18 protein-coding genes are annotated in these 16931 nt (G+C 66.8%); 2 read left to right on the top strand and 16 right to left on the bottom strand.

Going from position 1 to position 16931, the window contains the following annotated elements; genetic code table 11:
• Positions 1–8: 8 nt before the first annotated feature.
• A complete protein-coding gene (locus F9K07_RS13420; protein WP_159593852.1) occupies positions 9–317 on the bottom strand; it encodes a Dabb family protein in 309 nt (102 codons plus the stop codon).
• Positions 314–1165 (bottom strand): intradiol ring-cleavage dioxygenase, encoded by an 852-nt coding sequence (locus F9K07_RS13415; RefSeq protein ID WP_159593850.1) that lies wholly within the window; start codon positions 1163–1165, stop codon positions 314–316. Before F9K07_RS13415 ends, F9K07_RS13420 begins: the two co-directional genes overlap by 4 nt.
• A 106-nt stretch (positions 1166–1271) precedes the next feature.
• On the opposite strand from F9K07_RS13415, the gene F9K07_RS13410 reads away from it, so the two are divergent.
• Positions 1272–2201 (top strand): LysR family transcriptional regulator, encoded by a 930-nt coding sequence (locus tag F9K07_RS13410; protein ID WP_159593848.1) that lies wholly within the window; start codon positions 1272–1274, stop codon positions 2199–2201.
• Complete coding sequence (locus F9K07_RS13405; RefSeq protein WP_236581954.1) at positions 2198–2695, top strand: GNAT family N-acetyltransferase; 498 nt, start codon at positions 2198–2200, stop codon at positions 2693–2695. Before F9K07_RS13410 ends, F9K07_RS13405 begins: the two co-directional genes overlap by 4 nt.
• Here F9K07_RS13405 and F9K07_RS13400 read toward each other — a convergent pair.
• The 14 genes from F9K07_RS13400 to rlmN form a co-directional block, all read right to left on the bottom strand.
• A complete protein-coding gene (locus tag F9K07_RS13400; protein WP_159593846.1) occupies positions 2682–3749 on the bottom strand; it encodes a maleylacetate reductase in 1068 nt (355 codons plus the stop codon). The genes F9K07_RS13405 and F9K07_RS13400 overlap by 14 nt on opposite strands.
• Before the next feature lie 226 nt (positions 3750–3975).
• Positions 3976–4164, bottom strand: a complete 189-nt coding sequence (locus F9K07_RS13395; RefSeq protein ID WP_159593844.1) for a DUF2065 domain-containing protein — start codon at positions 4162–4164, stop codon at positions 3976–3978.
• A 29-nt stretch (positions 4165–4193) separates the two neighbouring features.
• A complete protein-coding gene (hflC, locus tag F9K07_RS13390; RefSeq protein ID WP_159593842.1) occupies positions 4194–5087 on the bottom strand; it encodes a protease modulator HflC in 894 nt (297 codons plus the stop codon).
• Between the two features lie 26 nt (positions 5088–5113).
• Positions 5114–6418: an FtsH protease activity modulator HflK gene (hflK, locus tag F9K07_RS13385; RefSeq protein WP_236581953.1), complete on the bottom strand. Its 1305-nt coding sequence runs from the start codon at positions 6416–6418 to the stop codon at positions 5114–5116.
• Between the two features lie 133 nt (positions 6419–6551).
• Positions 6552–7736: a GTPase HflX gene (gene hflX / locus F9K07_RS13380; RefSeq protein ID WP_236581952.1), complete on the bottom strand. Its 1185-nt coding sequence runs from the start codon at positions 7734–7736 to the stop codon at positions 6552–6554.
• A 79-nt stretch (positions 7737–7815) separates the two neighbouring features.
• Positions 7816–8085, bottom strand: coding sequence for an RNA chaperone Hfq (hfq, locus tag F9K07_RS13375; RefSeq protein ID WP_159593838.1), 270 nt, complete (start codon positions 8083–8085; stop codon positions 7816–7818).
• A 65-nt stretch (positions 8086–8150) separates the two neighbouring features.
• Positions 8151–9485: a ribosome biogenesis GTPase Der gene (gene der, locus F9K07_RS13370; RefSeq protein ID WP_159593836.1), complete on the bottom strand. Its 1335-nt coding sequence runs from the start codon at positions 9483–9485 to the stop codon at positions 8151–8153.
• A gap of 14 nt (positions 9486–9499) precedes the next feature.
• Positions 9500–10612, bottom strand: coding sequence for an outer membrane protein assembly factor BamB (gene bamB, locus F9K07_RS13365; protein ID WP_236581951.1), 1113 nt, complete (start codon positions 10610–10612; stop codon positions 9500–9502).
• 31 nt (positions 10613–10643) lie between these two features.
• The gene (locus tag F9K07_RS13360; protein ID WP_159593832.1) at positions 10644–11315 is read right to left on the bottom strand and encodes a YfgM family protein; all 672 of its coding nucleotides are present in this window, start codon (positions 11313–11315) and stop codon (positions 10644–10646) included.
• 104 nt (positions 11316–11419) lie between these two features.
• Positions 11420–12724, bottom strand: coding sequence for a histidine--tRNA ligase (hisS, locus tag F9K07_RS13355; RefSeq protein ID WP_159593830.1), 1305 nt, complete (start codon positions 12722–12724; stop codon positions 11420–11422).
• Between the two features lie 28 nt (positions 12725–12752).
• Positions 12753–14033 carry a flavodoxin-dependent (E)-4-hydroxy-3-methylbut-2-enyl-diphosphate synthase gene (ispG, locus tag F9K07_RS13350; RefSeq protein ID WP_236581950.1) on the bottom strand — a complete coding sequence of 427 codons (1281 nt, stop codon included), beginning with the start codon at positions 14031–14033 and terminating at the stop codon, positions 12753–12755.
• 2 nt (positions 14034–14035) lie between these two features.
• A complete protein-coding gene (locus F9K07_RS13345) occupies positions 14036–14962 on the bottom strand; it encodes a RodZ domain-containing protein (RefSeq protein WP_159593828.1) in 927 nt (308 codons plus the stop codon).
• Positions 14955–15788: a type IV pilus biogenesis/stability protein PilW gene (gene pilW, locus F9K07_RS13340; protein WP_159593826.1), complete on the bottom strand. Its 834-nt coding sequence runs from the start codon at positions 15786–15788 to the stop codon at positions 14955–14957. Before pilW ends, F9K07_RS13345 begins: the two co-directional genes overlap by 8 nt.
• Positions 15785–16930, bottom strand: coding sequence for a 23S rRNA (adenine(2503)-C(2))-methyltransferase RlmN (gene rlmN, locus F9K07_RS13335; protein ID WP_159593824.1), 1146 nt, complete (start codon positions 16928–16930; stop codon positions 15785–15787). The genes pilW and rlmN overlap by 4 nt, the downstream gene beginning before the upstream one ends.
• Position 16931: the final 1 nt, after the last annotated feature.

Here is a 16931-nt window from a genome sequence, read left to right as displayed (position 1 = left end):
CGTTGTGATCAAGTTGAATGGGATTCGAAATCGACCTGGTGCCGCGCGGTGCGCAAGCCTTCCAGTTCGTGGCGCACCTGCGTGTGCGCCGGGTGGTGTGCGTAGGCGTCGAGCGCTTCGCGCGACTCGAACTCGCTGTACAGCACGGCATCGCAGGCGTACTCGGCACCGCTCACGTCCAGCCCGATCTCCAGCCTCAGCAGCCCGGGGATCTGGCGGCGCAAGCCTTCAAACGCCTGTTTCACCCGTTGCCCGTTGCGCGCACGGTCCTCGGCGGTCGCGCCCTGCACGTCCCACATCACGATGTGCTTGATCATGCGGCGCGCGTGGCAGCGGGCTGGACCCGGTTGAGCACGAAGTCGAAGTCCAGCGTGCAGGTGCCATCGGGCTGTTGCACCCAATCGGCCACCAGCGACTGGCGCACGCCGAACACGGCGTCCGAATCGAGGTACTCGCCGCCTTCGCGGAAGACGTGCGTCACCAGCGTCTCGAAGCCCGGCGCCTGGATCATGAAGTGCAGGTGCGCGGGACGCCATGGGTGGCGGCCGGTGGCGCGCAGCATGTCGCCCACGGGGCCGTCCTCGGGAATCGGATACGGCTCGGCCACCACGCTGCGGAAGTGGAAACGCCCATCGGCGCCGCTGTGCAGCACGCCGCGGCCCTGGGCCTCGGGCAGGTCCTGGCGCTGCACGTCGTACAGGCCGTCGGCATCGGCCTGCCACACGTCGATGACGGCGCCCGCCACCGGTTCGCCATCGAGCCCGCGCACGCTGCCGCGCACCACACAGGGTGTACCGGCTGCGCCGTTGGCCACGTCCGCACCGTGCTCGACATGCGGCGCCCCCGCCACATGGAAGGGGCCGAACACCGTGGCCTCGGTGCAGCCCGCGGGCTTGTCGTTGTTCATCGCCACGGTGAGCATGGACAGACCCAGCGTGTCCGACAGCAGGATGAATTCCTGGCGTTGATCGCTGCACATGTGGCCGGTGGCGGTGAGGAAGTCGATGCCCGCCTTCCACTCCGCCTCGGTCAGCTTCACCTCGCGCGCAAACGCGTGCAGGTGCTGCACCAGGCTGGTCATGATCTGCTTCAGGCGCGGGTCAGGCGTGTTCGCCATGCGCGCGAGCACCGCCTGGGTGATGTTGTATTGGTCGAGGTTTCTCAAGCGTTGTCTCCATCAGTGCCGTCACAATGTACGGCGCTGCGGGTACTTGAAAAAGACCTGAGGCAAAAATGACTTTTCCATCAGACGCAACTAAGGCCTGGGACCAATGGACCGCTGGACCGAGATCGAACTGTTCGTGCAAGTGGCCGAGACCGGTAGCCTGAGCCGCGCGGCCGAATTGCTCAACCTGTCCAACGCGAGCGCGAGCCGCCACCTCGCCGCGCTGGAGGCGCGCCTGGGCGTGCGCCTGGTGGAGCGCAACACGCGCCGCCTGTACCTCACCGAAACCGGCCAGGAATTCTTCCAGCGCTCGCGCACGATCCTGAGCGACCTGCGCGACGCCGAGTCCACCGTGAACGCCGCGGCGCTCAACCCCAGTGGCGTGCTGCGCATCACGGCCTCGCTGTCGTTCTCCATGCACCACATCGCGCCGCTGCTGCGCGGGTACACCGATCGCTACCCCAACGTGTCGGTGCACGTCGAGGCGGCCAACCGCTACCTGGACATCATCGACAACAACATCGACGTGGCGATCCGCAACCGCGAAGTCGAGCCCGACTCCAACATCACCATCCGCCGACTGGCTGGCACGCGGCGCATCCTGGTGGCGTCGCCGGCCTACCTCTCGCGACACGGCGTGCCGCGTGACGTGAACGACCTGCACCGGCACAAGCTGCTGATCTACACCCACGCCAACAACCCCAACGAACTGCGCTTCACGCGCGGCGACGGGCAGCAGACCGTGCACATCAAAGGCCTGCTGGAGAGCAACGATGGCCAGATCCTGCGCGCGGCCGCGCTCGATGGCATGGGCATCCTGATCCAGCCCAGCTACATCGTCTACGACGACATCGTGGCCGGCCGCCTCGTGCCCATGCTCGACGACTGGGACCTGCCCCGACTCACCGTCAACCTCGCCTACCCCAGCCGCAAACACCTCAGCGCCAAGGTGCGCACCTTCATCGACTTCATGGCCGCGCACTTCGAGAAGATGGACTACGAGCGCAAGTGGACCGGGCGCTTCCGTCTTGAATGAGCACCGCCCGCATGCACATCCGTCCGTTTCGCATCGGTGACGAGGCCACCCTCTACCGCCTGCACCACGACTCGATCCACCGCGTGGCCGCGCGCGACTACACGCCCGAACAGATCCTCGCGTGGGCACCGGCCCGCCAGGACCCTGGGGCATGGGCCATCAAGATGCGCCACCTGCGGCCCTTCGTGCTCGAGATCGATGGTGTGATCGCGGGCTATGCCGACGTGCAGGCCCATGGCTATATCGACCACTTCTTCGTGTCGGCGGATTTTCCCCGCCGTGGCGTGGGCCGCCTGCTGATGGAGCGCATCCACGAAGAAGCGGCGCACCGGGGCCTGGCCGAACTCACGGCCGACGTGAGCAAGACCGCGCAGCCCTTCTTCGCCCGCTTCGGCTTCGAGACCGTGGAACAGCGCTTTCCGGTGCGCGCGGGCGTCACCATCCCCAACGCCTTGATGCGCAAGGATCTCGCGTGCGGCGTCAGGCAGGTCTGATCGGTCTGATGCCCTCGAACGCATCCTGCAGCAGGCTGCGTATCGCCGATCGCTCCAGCGGCCGTGGATTGGGGTACTGGTTGCCCATCGCGATCTCGCAGGCCTTGTCCAGGTCTTGCGCCCGCATGCCAATGTCCTTGAGCGCCACAGGCGCGCCCTGCTCCTTCGCCAGGTCGTAGACCGCTTGGGCCGCATGCGTCCCGCCGAGCGCGCGTGCGATGCGGGCCATGGCCTGCGGTGCTGCCGCCGCGTTGTACGCCAGGGCATGCGGCAGCACGGTGGTGTGCGTCTCGGCGTGCGGCAGATTGAAGCTGCCGCCCAAGGTGTGGCACAGCTTGTGGTGCAAACCCATGCCCACCGCGCCCAGCACCGTGCCGCACAGCCAGGCACCGTAGAGCGCGTCCGAGCGGGCCTGGGCGTCCTGCGCCTGTGCACGGATGCGTGGCAACGCGCGGGCCAGGGCGGCAATGCCCTCCTCGGCCATCAGGTCGGTGATGGGGTTGCGGTCCGGCGCGTACAGCCCTTCGGCGGCGTGCGCGATGGCGTTGATGCCGCTGGTCACGCTCAGCGCCACCGGCAGACGCCACGACAGCTCGGGGTCGTAGATCACCGTGCGCGGCAGCACGCGAGGGTCCTTGCCGGTTTTCTTCAGGCCGGCCTCGGTCAGGCCGTAAATGGGCGTCATCTCGGAGCCGGCGTAGGTGGTGGGAATGGCCACGATGGGCAGACCCGAGTCGAGCGCAATGGCCTTGCCCAGGCCCGTGGTGGAGCCACCTCCGATGGCCACGGCGCAGTCTGCGCCCAGGCGGCGTGCCGCTTCTCGCGCTTCCCGAGCGGTCTCGATCGGCACATGCATCACAGCCCGATCGAAGATGCCGGCAGCGCGTGCGCCCAGGAGATCGGCCACGCGCTCGGCCAGCGCGCGCTGACCCGGTGTGCAGAGCACCAGCGCGCGCCGGGCGTCCAGCGCATCCATCTCGGGCGGGAGCTGGGCGAGCGCGCCGGTGCCAAAGACCACGCGTGCCGGCAGGTTCTGGTAGACAAAGGATTCCATGGCGGGATGATGGCATCGTCTGGCGCCGCGCGCGGCCCACCAGAGGCACTGAAAATCAGTTTTTCACCGCGCCGAAGCGCGAGCGCGACGCATGAAACAACGCCAACCAGGGGCGACGAGGGTCCGGCTGCGCCGGCCCGAGGCGCCGTCCCCCTCGAAGCGCCGAAGGCGCGCTACGGAGGGGGGAAGCCGCGCAGCGGCGCAGGGGGGTGTTTCATTCAGCCCCTCATGAGAGCAGCCACCAGAAGAGCACGCCACAGCCCACGCTGAGCAGGCCGAAAAAGCGCAGTTGCCCGTCACGCAAGCGCATCACATCGGTGAAGACCCGGCGCCACAGCCGGGGTGCGAGCAATGGCAGCAGGCCCTCGAAAATCAGCACCAGGGCCAGCGCCAGCCAGAACAGCTCGGGCGACATGCGCTGGCGCCTGCCTCAGCGCAGCGGGCTCAGCGCGCGGGCGCCAAGTTGCTGCCGCGCATGCCCTTGAAGAATTCGGACGAGGGGTCGACCACCAGCAGATCGGACTTGCTGCCGAAGCTGGCCTTGTAGGCGTCCAGGCTGCGGTAGAACTGCGCGAAGGCCGGGTCGCGGCCGAAGGCTTCACCGAAGAGACCGGCGGCCTTGGCATCGCCCGCACCCTTGATCAACTGCGCATCGCGGTAGGCTTCGGACACGATCACCTCGCGCTGGCGGTCGGCGTCGGCGCGGATCTTCTCGCCCTCGGCGAAACCGGTGGAGCGCAGCTCGTTGGCCACGCGCTTGCGCTCGGCTTCCATCCGCTGGTACACCGACGCGGTGATGCTCTCGGCATAGTCGACGCGCGTGATGCGCACGTCCACCACGTCCATGCCCCAAGGCTTGTCGGCGCCGCGCACGGCGGCCAGCACCTCGCGCTTGACGTCGGCCATCAGCTCTTCGCGGCGCGAGGACAGCAGTTCGTTCACGGTGCGCTTGTTGACTTCCTGCTGGAAGGAGTTGCGCACCACGCGGTTGAGCTGGAGCGCGCCCGCGCGTTCGTTTACACCCACGTTGCGGATGTAGGCCTGCGGCTCGCTGATGCGCCAGCGCACGTACCAGTCGATGACCACGCGCTGCTTCTCTGCGGTGAGCGTGGGTTCGGTGTCGGTGCTCTCCAGCGTCAGCAGGCGCTTGTCGATGTAGGACACGTTCTGGAACGGCGGCGGCAGCTTGAAGTTCAGGCCGGGTTCGGTGACGACCTGCTTGATCTGCCCCAACTGGAAGACCACGCCGAACTGGCGCTGGTCCACCACGAACAACGTGGAGCTGACCAAGGCCAGGACCACGATGAGGGATGTGATGATGAAACCGAGTTTGTTCATGTTGGCTCTCTGATCGCTGGCGCCGTTCAGCGGCTTTCACGCTCGCGCGAACGCGCGGCGCTGTCGTTGGTGCGGCTGGACGGCACGGGAACGGTGCTGCTGCTCGGCGAGGGCATGCTCGACGACGATGCACTGCCAGCCGGCGCCGATTGCCCCGTGACCTGCATGAGCTTGTCCAGCGGCAGGTAGAGCAGGTTGGAGCCCGACTTTGAGTCCACTATGATCTTGGTGACGTTGCTGTAGATCTCCTGCATGGTGTCCGTGTACATGCGCTCGCGGGTGACCTGCGGGGCTTTCTGGTATTCGGCCAGCACCGAGCGGAAGCGCTGCGAATCACCCTCGGCCTGCGCCACGATGCGGGCGCGGTAGCCTTCGGCCTCTTCGGTCAGGCGCGAGGCCGCGCCGCGTGCACGGGGCACCACGTCGTTGGCGTAGGCCTGGGCCTCGTTCTTGGCCCGCTCGCGCTCCTGGCCCGCCTTGAGCACGTCGTCGAACGCGGCCTGGACCTGTTCGGGCGGACGCACACCGCCTTGCTGCATGTTGATGCCCACCACCTCGATGCCGACGTTGTAGCGGTCCAGGATGGCCTGCATCAGCGTGCGCACGCGCGGCGCGATCTGGTCGCGCTCTTCGGCCAGCGCCGCATCCATGCGCATCTTGCCGACCACTTCGCGCACCGCCGTCTCGGCCACCTTCACGACCGCCGCATCGGGGTCGCGGCTTTCGAACAGGAAGGCGCGCGCGTCGTTCAGGCGGTACTGCACCGCGAACTTGATCTCGACGATGTTTTCATCTTCGGTCAGCATGGCCGACTCGCGCAGGCCGGTGGCGGGCACGACGTTGTCGCGCCCCACGTCCACCGAACGGATCTGTGTGACGAACACCGTTTCATGGCGCTGAATGGGGTATGGCAAACGCCAGTTGAAACCCGCGCCCACCGAGCTGTGGTACTTGCCGAACTGCGTGATGACCGCCTGCTGGCCTTCCTGCACGATGAAAAAGCCGGTGCCCAGCCAGATCAACACGGCGACGCCGCCGATCAAACCCGCGCCGATGCCCGTGGCCTTGGGGTTGGGGTTGAAGCCAGGCCCGCGGCCGCCACCGCCGCCATTGGACCCATTGCCACCGCCACGGCCCTTGTTGCCCAGCAGGCCGCCCAGCTTGCGGTTGAGGTCGCGCCAGAGTTCGTCCAGATCGGGCGGGCCGTCGTTCGGGCCTTGGCCTCGCGGCGGCGGTCGCTGTGGGTTGCGGTCGTCGTCGCGAGCGGGCTCCTGCCCGTCCTTCGAGCCGTCCTCGCCACGGCCCCAGCGCGGGTCGTTCAGATTGAACATGCCCCAGAAACCACGCCAGCCGGCGCGGCGAACAGGGCGAGACGCTGATCCAGCGCCGCGGGCAAGGTTGTGCAGATTCACGTCCATGTCGTACCAGCTCGTTGTCGATTCAAAACCATCACATTGTGCCCAATCAAAAAGCCGGCTCGCCGTTTTCCGGCTGTGACTCCGGTCCTTGCGGGCCATCTCCCATCTTTTGGGCCAGCACGCGCTCGGCCAGCAGCGCACGCAACTCGGCCAAACCCGTGCCGACCTGCGCACTCACGAAGATACGAGGCACGGATTGCCCCTCCAGTTCCATCGAATCGCGCAAACCGCGGGGCACGCTGGCCGGGTCCATCGCGTCGAGCTTGTTGAACAGGAGAATCTGCGGCACATGATCGGCACCGATGTCGCGCAGCACGTCGAGCACGGAAGCGATCTGCTCGGGGTGCGAGGGGTTCGACGCATCCACCACGTGCAGCAGCAGATCGGCATCGGCGGCCTCCTGCAAGGTGGCGGCGAAGGCATCGACCAGGCCGTGCGGCAAGTCGCGGATGAACCCCACCGTGTCCGACAGGGACACCGAGCGCCCTGCCTCGCCCAGATAGAGCTGGCGCGTGGTGGTATCGAGCGTCGCGAAGAGTTGGTCGGCCGCGTAGGCCCGAGCCTTCACCAGCGCGTTGAACAACGAGGACTTGCCTGCGTTGGTGTAACCGACGAGGGAAATGGAGAAGGTGTCGCGCCGCTCGCGCTGACGGCGTTGGGTGGAGCGCTGCTTCTTGACCTTCTCCAGCCGTTCCTTGGTGCGCTTGATGGCCTCGCCGATCATGCGGCGGTCCAGCTCGATCTGGGTTTCACCCGGGCCGCCACGCATGCCGATGCCACCGCTTTGGCGCTCCAGGTGCGACCAGCGCCGCACCAGGCGCGTGGAGAGGTACTGCAGGCGCGCGAGTTCGACCTGCAGCTTGCCTTCGTGGCTGCGCGCGCGTTGCGCGAAGATTTCCAGGATGAGCAGTGTCCGGTCGTTCACCGGCATGCCCAGATGGCGCTCGAGATTGCGCTGTTGCGCCGGGCTCAGGGATTGGTCGAACAACACCTCGCTGGCGCCCAGGGACTGGCCCAGCATCTTGATCTCGTCGGCCTTGCCCGAACCCACGAACAGGGCCGGATCGGGTGCGCGGCGTTTGCAGCTGACGCGCTCGGCCACGGTATAGCCGGCGGTCTGCGCCAGCAAACCAAGCTCTTCAAGACCCGCATCGAAATGGGACGCGCCAAAGTCCACGCCCACCAGGATGACCGATGGCGTGGCGGCAGAATGGTTAACAGGTGAATTCAAATCGATTCAGCAGCAATGCCCGCAGCATTGCCACCCCGGCAGCGCGGCTGCACGGGCCGGAGGGAATTCAAACGCGGGCTCAGGAGCCGGACGGCTCGTCCGTGGAGACGGCCGAGAATTGCACCGGGCGGCCCGGCACGATGGTGGAAATCGCGTGCTTGTAGACCATTTGCGTCACGGTGTTGCGCAGCAACACGACGTATTGGTCGAAAGACTCGATCTGTCCCTGAAGCTTGATACCGTTCACCAGGTAGATCGACACCGGCACATGTTCCCGGCGAAGCTGGTTCAGGAAGGGGTCTTGCAAGAGCTGGCCTTTGTTATTGCTCACGATATGCTCCGTGTTCAACGAAAGTTGATGAGGAATGGACCATACCACAGCGCAGAGCGCGTCCCGGCGCGAAAGCCAAATTCCTATTCCTTGAATGGATTGGCCGAGGTCTTGTACTCGATGCGCAGCGGCGTGCCCACGAGATCGAAGGCCTTGCGAAAGCGCCCTTCCAGGAAACGGGTGTAGGCGTCAGGCACTTTTTCCAGCGAGTTTCCGTGGATCACGATCACCGGCGGGTTCATGCCCCCCTGGTGGGCGTAGCGCATCTTGGGGCGGAACATGCCGGTGCGTATGGGCGCCTGGAAAGCCACGGCTTCCATCAGGAGCCGCGTGAGCACGGGGGTGGACATCTTGCGCATGGCCGAGGCATGGGCCTGGACAATGGACTTCCAGACCGGACCCAACCCCTGGCGCTTTTGCGCCGAGATGAGGTGCAGGGAGGCGAACTTGAGGAACGCCAGGCGCGTTTCGACCTGGCGCTCGATCTGCTGGCGCTGGTAGGCGTCGACCGCGTCCCACTTGTTGATGGCGATCACCACCGCGCGGCCGCTCTCCAGGATGTAGCCGGCAATGTGCGCGTCCTGGTCGGTCACGCCTTGGGTCGCGTCGAGCAGCAGCAGCACCACGTGGGCGTTTTCGATGGCTTGCAGTGTCTTGACCACCGAAAATTTTTCGATCGCCTCGAACACCCGGCCCTTCTTCCGGATGCCGGCGGTGTCGATCAATTCGAACTTCTGTCCTGAGCGCTCGAAAGGCACCGAGATGGCGTCTCGCGTGGTGCCTGGCATGTCGAAGGCCACCAGGCGCTCTTCGCCGAGCCAGACGTTGATCAGGGTGGACTTGCCCACATTGGGGCGCCCCGCCACGGCCAGGCGGATCACGCCCGTCTCGATCTCGGGATCTTCCTCGTCCTCGGGCGGCAAGCCGGGAATGCGCTCCAGCGCGGTGTCGAGCATGGTGCGCACGCCCTGGCCATGCGCTCCGGACACGGGCAGGACCTCGCCCAGGCCCAATTCGAAGAACTCCACCAGTTGCAGGCCTTGGGTCATGCCCTCGGCCTTGTTGGCCACCAGCACCGACGGTTTGCCCAGCCGGCGCAGATAGCCCGCGATGTCGTGGTCCTGGGCGCTGAGGCCGGCGCGGGCGTCGACCACGAAGATCACCACATCGGACTCGGCAACAGCCTGCCGGGTCTGCTTGGCCATTTCCTTGTAGATGCCCTCGCTCGCCTCGGGCTCGAAGCCACCGGTGTCGATCACGATGTACTCGCGCTTGCCTTGGTGGCCATTGCCATAGTGGCGGTCGCGCGTGAGGCCCGCGAAGTCGGCCACGATGGCGTCGCGCGAACTCGTCAGGCGGTTGAACAGGGTGGACTTGCCCACATTGGGACGGCCCACCAGGGCGATGACGGGTTTCACGGACAGGCTTTCGGTTACTGGGGACGCCAGGCGTACACACCGCCGTTGTGCGTTTGCACCACCAGCGCATCGCCGGCGAGCACCGGCGTGGCGGCGATGGCGGAACCATCGGTGGTGAGGCGGGCCATTTCGCTGCCATCTTCGCGCGAGATGAGGTGAACGATGCCGCTGCCGTCGCCCACGGCCAATACGCGGCCCAAGGCCAAGGGCGCGCTCAGCTCGCGGTATTTCAGGCGGTCGATGCCCCAAGCCGGCTCGCCCGTGCTGCGCTGCCAGGCCTGGAAACGGCCGTCGGACTCGCTGCCGAACACCAGGCGGTCGTCGCCATGCACGCCCGTCGTGCCTTGCGCGGCACGGGTCCAGACCGGCGTGCCCCGGGCGGCGTCCACACAGCCGACGGCAGCCGCGTAGGCGCGCGCGCAGACGCTGCGGCCGATGCGGCTGACCGGCCCCACGATGTCCACCAGGCGTTCCACCTCGTTGGTGCCGCGCGAGGTGGCGATCGGGGTTTCCCAACGCACCGAGCCGTTGTCGGGGTTCAGGCCGGTCAGGCGTCCTGCCAGGCCCGCCACCAAGGTGTCACCCACGGCCAGCAGCGCACCGGCCTGGCTCAACACGAGAGGTTCGGAGGGGCGGCTCTGGGTCCACAGGCGCGCGCCGGTCTTGCCATCGAAGGCCACAACCGCGCGGTCCGCGGTCAGCACGAACACGCGGCCACCCGCCACCAGGGGCGCGGTGAACGAACGGGCTGGCAGGCGCACGCGCCAGCGTTCGCTGCCATCGGCGACGGCCACCAGTTGGTTGTTGCGGGTAATGACCGCAGCGGTCTGGCCGTCAGAGCCCACGCCCGCAGCGATCGGTGACCCCAGGTTCAGGCGCCAGACGTCCTTGCCGGTGGCGGCGTCGAGCGCGGCCACGACGCCGGCATTGCCTGCCACGAAAACGCGCCCGTCGGCCGTGTAGGGCGCCAGCGATGCACCACCCTGCCCCACCTGGGCAGACCAGATGAGCTGTGTGCCCATGAGCGCCACCGACGGTGCCAGCGGCGTGGGCTGCGGTTTCTTGGGACTCGACGAGCAGGCGGCCACCACCAGGGCGGTGACCAGCAGGGAAAGAGCGCGGCTCATGGAACGGCGTGGAATGCGATGGGACATGGTGTCAAGGCGCGGTAGCGGGTGGGGTCAGGCTGGAGACGTCGACACCGAGAGCGGCGAGTTTGACTTCGACGAGGCGCCGGTATTCGGAGCGCTCTCCCAGGGCTTTCCAGGCATTCGTGTACTGGGTCCTGGCCTTGTCGGCCTTGCCCTGCGCCATGAACACATCGCCACGCCGATCGGCCACCAGGGGCTCGAACGGTTTGGGCACGGACGCATCCAGCGTCTTGAGCGCCTGGTCAAACGCTTTGGCTTCGATGTCCAGTGCCGCCAGGCGCAGCCGCGCCGTGGCCTTGTACGACGCGTCGCTGGATTTGTCCGCCGCCCAGGTCAGCGCGGCGCGGGCCTTGTCGACCTGGCCCGCCTCGAACAGCGTCTTGCCGGCCAGCAGCGCGGCCTGGCTGGCGTAGGTGGTGCCACCGAAGTTCGACTGCATGTCGGCCAGCGCACGCTCCATGCGCTCGGCGTCTTTCGCCAGCGCGGCGCGATCGACTTCGTCGTAGAGCGCAGCGGCCTTCAGTCCTTGCGTGCGCTGCCAGTAGTTCCAGCCGTTCCAGGCCGCGAACGAACCGAAAACGACGATGAGCACCCAGCTGATCAGGTTGCCGTACTGCGCCCAGAAGTGTTTGATCTGGTCGATCTGTTCCTGTTCTTCGAGGTCGAGGTGTTTGGCCATGTGAAGGTTCTGCTAAGGGTCCGTGCGCGGTGCGCGCAACGGGGCATTGTAGGCGGGCGGCCCAGGCGCCCTGCCCGGGACTCGACCCATGTGCATCGCGGGTTTCAGCGCGCGCCCAGGCGCGCCGCCCAATCGGCCACGGCATTCAACGGCAGGAGGCTTTGCGCCATCTCGGCGGGCGCATCGGTGCGCGGGCCGCGCAGCGGCTTGAGCGCCACCGAGCCCTGCTGCATTTCCTGCTCGCCGAAGATCAGCGCAAAACGCGCGCCACTCGCATCGGCTTTCTTGAACTGCGATTTCATGCTGCCCATGCCATCGGCGCCACCGGCGTGCATCTGCACGTTCACGCCGTGCTGGCGCAGCGCGCGCAGCACCGGCATGACCTGCGGCACTTGCGCCACGTCGGGCACCACGGCATAGGCATCGGGCACGGGTGGCTCGGGCAACAGACCCTGCTCCTTCAAGAGTTCGAGAATGCGCTCCATGCCCAAGGCCCAGCCCACGGCTGGCGCGGCCTTGCCACCGATCTGTTCGAACAGGCCGTCGTAGCGACCACCGGCGCACACCGTGCCTTGCGAGCCCAGTTGCGTGGTGACGAACTCGAACACCGAGAGGTTGTAGTAGTCCATGCCACGCACCAGGCGCGGGTTGATGCGGTAGGCGATGCCGTGCGCATCGAGCAGCTCGCGCAGCCGGTTGAAGTGCGCGAGCGACTCCGTGCCCAGGTGGTCCATCAGGCGCGGCGCTGCGTTCACCAGGTCCTGCATGGCCGGGTTCTTCGTGTCCAGGATGCGCAGCGGGTTGCTGTGCAGGCGGCGCTTGGCTTCTTCGTCGAGTTGATCGACGTGGGCTTCGAGGTAGGCGATCAGCGCCTGCCGGTGCGCCAGGCGCTCGGGCGGCTGGCCCAGGCTGTTGATTTCGAGTTCGATGCCCTTCAGACCCAATGCGGCCCACAGGTCGCTGGCCAGCACGATGAGTTCCGCATCCACGTCGGGCCCGGCGAAGCCCAGGGCCTCGGCGCCGAACTGGTGGAACTGGCGGTAGCGCCCGCGCTGCGGCCGCTCGTGGCGAAACATGGGGCCCATGTAGTAGAGGCGCTTGCCCCCGTCGTACAACAGCGAATGCTCCAGCGCGGCGCGCACCACGCCAGCGGTGTTCTCGGGACGCAGCGTGAGTTGCTCGCCGTTCAAGCGGTCTTCGAAGGAATACATCTCCTTCTCGACGATGTCGGTCACCTCGCCCAGGCCGCGCACGAACAACGCCGTGTGCTCGACGATGGGCGTGCGCAGGTTGCGGTAGCCGTAGCGGCGCATCAGCGTGCGCAAGGTCTCTTCCAGCCACTCCCAGTGCGCGGACGTGGGAGGGGCAATGTCGTTCATGCCTTTGACGGCGCTCAATTTATCTGCCATGGCGTTTCACTCTCGGCGGGACAGCTTCTCAAGCCGTGGCGCCGAATTTCTTTTCAATGTAGTTTTCGACGATCTGCTGGAACTCTTGCGCAATGCCCGCGCCTCGCAGTGTCATGGCCTTCTGCCCGTCGATGAAGATCGGCGCGGCCGGCGCCTCGCCGGTACCGGGCAGGCTGATGCCGATGTCGGCATGCTTGCTCTCACCGGGGCCGTTGACGATGCAGCCCATGACCGCCACCTTGAGGTTTTCCACGCCGGGGTAGCGCGCGCGCCACTGCGGCATGGAGCTGCGCAGGTAGTCGTCGATCTGCTTGGCCAGTTCCTGGAAGGTGGTGCTGGTGGTGCGGCCACAGCCCGGGCAGGCAGTGACCGAGGGCACGAAGGCGCGCAGGCCCAGGGCCTGCAGGATTTCCGAGGCGATCACCACTTCCTGCGTGCGCGCCTCGCCGGGTTGCGGCGTGAGGGAGACGCGAATGGTGTCGCCGATACCTTGCTGCAGCAGCACCGACAGCGCAGCGGCCGACGCCACCGCCCCCTTGGTGCCCATGCCGGCTTCGGTGAGGCCGAGGTGCAAGGCGTAGTCGCAACGTTGCGCCAGCGCCTGGTACACGGCGATCAGGTCCTGCACACCGCTGACCTTGCAGGACAGCATGATGTTGTTGCCACTGAGGCCGATCTCTTCGGCCTTGCGGGCGGAGTCGAGCGCCGATGCGATCAAGGCCTCGTACATCACCTGCTTGGCGTCCCAGGGCTGGCTGCGGCCGGCGTTCTCGTCCATCAGGCGCGCGAGCAGGTCCTGGTCCAGGCTGCCCCAGTTGACGCCGATGCGGATGGCCTTGTCCAGGCGCGCGGCGATCTCCACCATCTGCGCAAACTGGCGGTCGCCCTTGTCGCCCCGGCCCACGTTGCCCGGGTTGATGCGGTACTTGGAGAGCGCCTCGGCACAGGCCGGGTGATCGGTCAGCAAGCGGTGTCCGTTGTAGTGGAAGTCGCCGATCAAGGGCACGTTCACGCCCATGCGATCGAGTTGCTCGCGGATGTAGGGAACGGCCTTGGCGGCCTCGTCGTTGTTGACGGTGATGCGCACCAGCTCCGAGCCCGCCAGGGCGAGCTCCTTGACCTGGATCGCGGTGCCGATCGCATCGGCGGTGTCGGTGTTGGTCATGGACTGCACCCGCACCGGCGCGTCGCCACCCACCGTCACACGGTGGCTGCCCCAGGCCACGACACCTTGCCGCGAACGGCGGGCCAGTGGCTTGGAGACCGGAATCGGCTCGCACGCGGTGGCGGGCTGCACGTTCATGTCCATGTTCATTTCACCTCGAAGCGCGCGACGTTGTTGCGGGCCTGCCCCTGCACATCCAAAGCCTTGCCGCGCACGGTGACCTGCGCGGCGTCGGCTCGGCCGAGCACCACGGAATACGGTGGCGCGGTGGAGAAGTCGATCGATTCGCCCGCATTCAGCACGCGTTGCACGACCGTGGCGCGCGCGCCGTTGACCACTTCGATCCAGGTCTCTCCCGTGGCGGCGATGGTCAGCAGCGCATGGGGCGCGGAAGCGGACGCCGATGTGGCGACGGTGGCTGCAGGCACACCTGCTGCCGGTGATGCCGGCGTGGCGGGCACCAGGGACGCAGCGGGTGCGGCGCCCACGGTGGCAGGAGTCTGGCCATCGGCCGCAGCCGGCGCTTGTGGCTCCTGCGCGGGCACGGGCTCTGCGGGCCCCACGGATTCCTCAGTCTCCAACGGCTCTGAAACGGTCGCGGTCCCGGCGGTCCCGTCCTGCGCCGATCCGGCATTCTCGACGCGTGGCAGGAACACGATCACCAGGGCCCCCAACAGCAACACGATGGCCGCCAGCAGCGCCGGACGCGACAGCCAGCTCACGGGGTTGATGGGCCCGGGGTCCTGCGCGCTCTGGAAGCTGGCGTTGATGTTTTGCCGCGAACCACCCAGCTCGCGCACCACGCGGTTCGGAATCTGTTCCAGCACGGGTACGGGATCGACCTTGAGATGCCGGCAGGCGCTGGAAGCCAGCGCGCGTGCGAACGTGAGATCGGGCAATTCTTCGTAGCGCCCGGCTTCGAGCGCCTCGAGCTTGCGCACCGGCACCTTGAGCGCCGCCGCCAGCGCGGCAATGTGCAAACCGGCGGCCTCGCGCGCCGCGCGCAGCAGCACCGGACGCGACACACCCTCACCCGTTCCTGGGCCGCCCTGACGGGCAAACGCCTCACTCATCAAATGCTCTCCGTTGGTACAACGTCCACTCGCGGGACTCGGGATAGCGCCGACCCAGCTGTTGGGCCAGCTGCGCCATGGCCTCGGTACTGTTGAGGCGCTGCTCGACCTTGATGCCCAGCCAAAGGGTTTCGGCGTTGGCCAGTTCGCTGTTGTTCAGACGCCGAATGACGAATTGGGCCTTGGCACTGTCACCCCGACGGAACTGCAGAGATGCCAGGTTGTAGGCCGTGATGGGATTGCCGGGATCAAGCTCGTACGAACGGGCCAGGCTGGCCTCGGCTTCGGCGAACTGGGCCGCGCGCACCTGGCACACGCCTTTGGCCATCAGTGTCTTGGCCTGACCGCCATAGACCGGGCTGGCCAGCGCTTGCTGGAACAGCTCCACGGCCTGCGCGTAACGGCCTTGCTGGCAGACGAACAGGCCGTAGTGGTGCAGCACATCGGGGTCGCGCGGACTGAGCTGCTGTGCGCGCTTGAAGCTGTCCTCGGCCAGGCGCAGCTCGTTGAGACGGGTGTAGATCAGGCCGCGCAAGGTGTAGGCCGGTGTATAGGTCGGGTCGGCCGCCAGCGACAACTTGGTCTCGTCCAGCGCGACCGTGGTCTGCCCATGGTCGAAATAGTTCGACGCCAGCTCCAGACGGATGCGGGCGCGCTTGCGTGCCTCGGACTCGTCGGACTCGGTGATCGGCTCAGTGCCGCTGGCCACGGCCGCCGCCACGGAGGCCGGCTCACTGCCCGTCTGCGCGCATCCGCCCAGCACCACCAGCAAGGCGCCAAGCCCCAACCCCCAACGCCAAGAACCGGTGCGAATCGCGTGCGTCATGCCTGCCTTTCCTTGTGGACAAATCGGATCGGTCGTTCAGCGCCCTGGCGCCGTTGCGCCAGCCGTTTTGCGGCATTGGTGCGGTCCAGCACGTCGCCGGCCAGTTGGCCACAGGCGGCGTCGATGTCGTCGCCACGCGTCTTGCGCACCGTGGTGACCACCCCGCCTTCGTTGAGCATCTGGCCAAAGCGTTGCACGACGGCGCGCGGAGAACAGGTGAGCCCCGAATCGGGGAAGGGGTTGAACGGAATCAGGTTGATTTTGCAGGGCACGCCGCGTTCCCCGTGTCGCTTGACCAGGGCCAGCAGTTCGCGCGCATGTTCGGGCTGGTCGTTCACCCCGTCGAGCATGCAGTACTCGAAGGTGATGAAGTCGCGCGGCGCCGCGGGCAGGTAGCGCAGGCAGGCGTCGAGCAGTTCGGCGATCGGGTACTTGCGGTTCAAGGGCACCAGGTCGTCGCGCAGCGGGTCGTTCGGCGCGTGCAGCGACACGGCGAGCGCCACTGGGCAGTCCTTCGCCAGGCGATCGATCATCGGCACCACACCGGAGGTGGAGACGGTAACGCGCCGGCGCGACAGGCCGTAACCATGGTCGTCGAGCATCACGCGCAAGGCGGGCACCAGCGCGTTGTAGTTCTGCAAAGGCTCGCCCATGCCCATCATGACCACGTTGGTGATCACGCGCTCGTCGCGCTTCAGGTGGCGCCGCAGAAAGTGCTCGGCATGCCAGAGCTGCGCGAGGATCTCACCCGTGGTGAGGTTGCGCGAAAAGCCCTGATGGCCGGTGGAGCAGAAGCGGCAGCCGACCGCGCAACCCGCTTGCGAGGAGATGCACAGGGTGCCGCGGTCGTCTTCGGGAATGAACACGGTTTCCACCGCGTTGCCATCGCCGACGTCGAACAGCCATTTGATGGTGCCGTCCGCCGAATCCTGGCGCGACAGCACGGGAAGGTCGGTGACGGTGCAGACGCCGGGGAGCTTGTCGCGCAGGCTGCGCGCGAGGTCGGTCATCTGGGTGAAGTCCGACGCACCCTTTTGATGAATCCAGCGGAACAATTGGACGGCGCGAAAACGCTTTTCGCCCAACTGCTCGCAAAAGGCGGCCAAACCCTCGAGGTCGAAATCGAGCAGATTGGCCGTCATA

Source organism: Hydrogenophaga sp. BPS33 (genome assembly GCF_009859475.1).
Lineage (GTDB): Bacteria > Pseudomonadota > Gammaproteobacteria > Burkholderiales > Burkholderiaceae_C > Hydrogenophaga.
The sequence above is the reverse complement of the archived record's forward strand: the minus strand, read 5'-3'. Positions and strand labels throughout refer to the sequence as shown.

Bases quoted from the DNA above. Each gene is read 5' to 3' on its own strand.
- F9K07_RS13420 (WP_159593852.1), bottom strand. From the start codon at position 317: ATGATCAAGCACATCGTGATGTGGGACGTGCAGGGCGCGACCGCCGAG.
- F9K07_RS13410 (WP_159593848.1), top strand. From the start codon at position 1,272: ATGGACCGCTGGACCGAGATCGAACTGTTCGTGCAAGTGGCCGAGACC.
- F9K07_RS13405 (WP_236581954.1), top strand. From the start codon at position 2,198: ATGAGCACCGCCCGCATGCACATCCGTCCGTTTCGCATCGGTGACGAG.
- F9K07_RS13400 (WP_159593846.1), bottom strand. From the start codon at position 3,749: ATGGAATCCTTTGTCTACCAGAACCTGCCGGCACGCGTGGTCTTTGGC.
- F9K07_RS13395 (WP_159593844.1), bottom strand. From the start codon at position 4,164: ATGTCGCCCGAGCTGTTCTGGCTGGCGCTGGCCCTGGTGCTGATTTTC.
- hflC (WP_159593842.1), bottom strand. From the start codon at position 5,087: ATGAACAAACTCGGTTTCATCATCACATCCCTCATCGTGGTCCTGGCC.
- hflK (WP_236581953.1), bottom strand. From the start codon at position 6,418: ATGTTCAATCTGAACGACCCGCGCTGGGGCCGTGGCGAGGACGGCTCG.
- bamB (WP_236581951.1), bottom strand. From the start codon at position 10,612: ATGAGCCGCGCTCTTTCCCTGCTGGTCACCGCCCTGGTGGTGGCCGCC.
- F9K07_RS13360 (WP_159593832.1), bottom strand. From the start codon at position 11,315: ATGGCCAAACACCTCGACCTCGAAGAACAGGAACAGATCGACCAGATC.
- hisS (WP_159593830.1), bottom strand. From the start codon at position 12,724: ATGGCAGATAAATTGAGCGCCGTCAAAGGCATGAACGACATTGCCCCT.
- ispG (WP_236581950.1), bottom strand. From the start codon at position 14,033: ATGGACATGAACGTGCAGCCCGCCACCGCGTGCGAGCCGATTCCGGTC.
- F9K07_RS13345 (WP_159593828.1), bottom strand. From the start codon at position 14,962: ATGAGTGAGGCGTTTGCCCGTCAGGGCGGCCCAGGAACGGGTGAGGGT.
- pilW (WP_159593826.1), bottom strand. From the start codon at position 15,788: ATGACGCACGCGATTCGCACCGGTTCTTGGCGTTGGGGGTTGGGGCTT.
- rlmN (WP_159593824.1), bottom strand. From the start codon at position 16,930: ATGACGGCCAATCTGCTCGATTTCGACCTCGAGGGTTTGGCCGCCTTT.